We start from the raw sequence: 1,783 nt of genomic DNA on the forward strand, positions 1-1,783 counted from the left end.
CCGGAACCCGCCCCTGCGAGGTGAGCGTGTGCACCACCTCCGGCAACGCCTGGGCGAGCTGCGCGAGAAGCGTGTCCCGGTCCATCCCGGTCTGGCTCTGCAGGGTGTCCACCGTGTCGGGGCCGAGCGCCCGGGCGAGCTGGTCCGGGGCCACCGGGCGGTTGGCGCCGTGGCCTATCCAGGACTCGATCACGTCGCCGAGGCCGCCCTGGCGGAAGCGGTCCACCAGCCCGTCGAGGCCGCCGAGATCCCCGCCGACATCCCCCTGCCCCGCCGGGGCGGCGCGGCTCGGGGTCGGGGCGTCGCCGGGGCCGTCGAGCATGCCGGACAGATCCGAGAAATCGCCGGGCGGGAGGGACGGATCCGTCGGCCTCTCCGGGCCCCCGTCGCGGCGGCCGCCATACTGGTCCCAGCCGCCGATATCGCCCCCGTCGTCGGGGCGGCGTCCGCCGGCATCGGCGGGGTGCTGGCCGGGATCACGGCCGTAGGGGCCGGCGCCGCCGGAGCGGTCGGCCTCGGGGCCCGGCTCGCCCCGTCCCCCGCGCCCGAAGATGTCGCCGAAGCCGCCGCTGGCGCCCTTGGCCAGCAGCAGCATCAAGAGCGCCTTCACCAGGGGCGACATGCCCCCGGCGCCCTGCTTCTGCCCGCCGAACACCTGGCCCAGCACGCCGCCGATCGCCGATTCGAGCAGTCCCATGCGCGTCTCCCCCACGGTTCGGGCCGGACGGGCCCCGGCGGACAACCCTCGGGGGCGGGCGCGGGTTGCCTCGCTCAGCGGGCCGGAGGGGTGAGCGCGGCCTGCGTGGTGTGGGTGGCGGTGGTGGCGTCGGCGGGCTCGATCAGCGGCACCGTCGCGGCCGAGAGGATCAGTCCGGCCAGGAACAGGCCGGTGGCGGCGGCGCCGGCGCGGGGGCGCGGCAGGCGGACGGCGCGGCGTTTCGCGGGATGGGGACTTTCGACGGTCCAGGGCATCGCGGCCTCTCCGGGTTCGGGGCGGGCCCTCGGGGCCCTGTTGCCGGATGAACGCCGCCGGGGGGCGGACCGGTTCCCGAACCCTTAATCCCGGACGACGAGGCGGCGCCCCAGCGCCCCGAGGGCGCAGGCCGCGCAGTAGACCGGCAGGATCAGGCCCGCGCCGTCGAGCCACAGACCGGGCAGGCCCGGCACGAACCCGGCGAGCGCCGCCGCGGCCACGAGCCCCGCGACCACGCAAAGTCCCAGCGAGGCGGCGAGCCGGTCCGGCCAGCCGACCAGCGCCCCGACCACGAGGCCGAGCGCGGCCGCTCGAAGGCCTTCAGGGTCGCCTGGAGCGAGAAGCCGCCCGACTGGATCGAGGCCTGGATCTGGTTGCCGCTCGGAGCCGATGGGTTGATCGGGAACGGCAGGTTGTTGATCAGCGCCGGTGACGTCGCGGAACCGAGCGGGTTCAGCGCCGACCAGTTGCCGGTCATGTTGATCCCGAACTGCTTCAGGACGTTGCGCGACACCTCCACCACGGTGACGCGGAGCATCACCTGGTCCTTGTTGCGGATCGTGAGGTTGTTGATCACGGCGCCGCGCGCGCCCGCGGTGACACCGCCGCTCGGTGCCCCCGCGGCCCCCGCCGCGCCCCCGCCGCCCAGCCCCACGAACGCATTGGCGATGTCGATCGCCTGCTGCGCGTCCGCGGAGGATTTCACGACCCCGAGAGCAGCACCGAGGCCCCCGAGGAGCGCACGTCGAACCGCCCGCCCGGGATGCTCTGGGCGAGCAACTCGCGCAGGGTCCCGAGGTTGAAATCCCG

The 1,783-nt window shown here is 75.3% G+C and carries 2 protein-coding genes and 1 pseudogene; all 3 read right to left on the reverse strand.

Going from position 1 to position 1,783, the window contains the following annotated elements:
- On the reverse strand, positions 1-697 hold a 697-nt coding region (locus I53_RS25220), incomplete at its 3' end, for a YidB family protein (protein WP_043355948.1).
- A gap of 74 nt (positions 698-771) precedes the next feature.
- On the reverse strand, positions 772-972 hold the full coding sequence (locus I53_RS25225) for a hypothetical protein (RefSeq protein WP_043355950.1): 201 nt from the start codon (positions 970-972) through the stop codon (positions 772-774).
- Positions 973-1,280: 308 nt separating this feature from the next.
- Positions 1,281-1,783: pseudogene (locus tag I53_RS25230) on the reverse strand (secretin); the annotation flags it as partial.

This window comes from Methylobacterium sp. B1, assembly GCF_000333255.1.
Taxonomy (GTDB): domain Bacteria; phylum Pseudomonadota; class Alphaproteobacteria; order Rhizobiales; family Beijerinckiaceae; genus Methylobacterium; species Methylobacterium fujisawaense.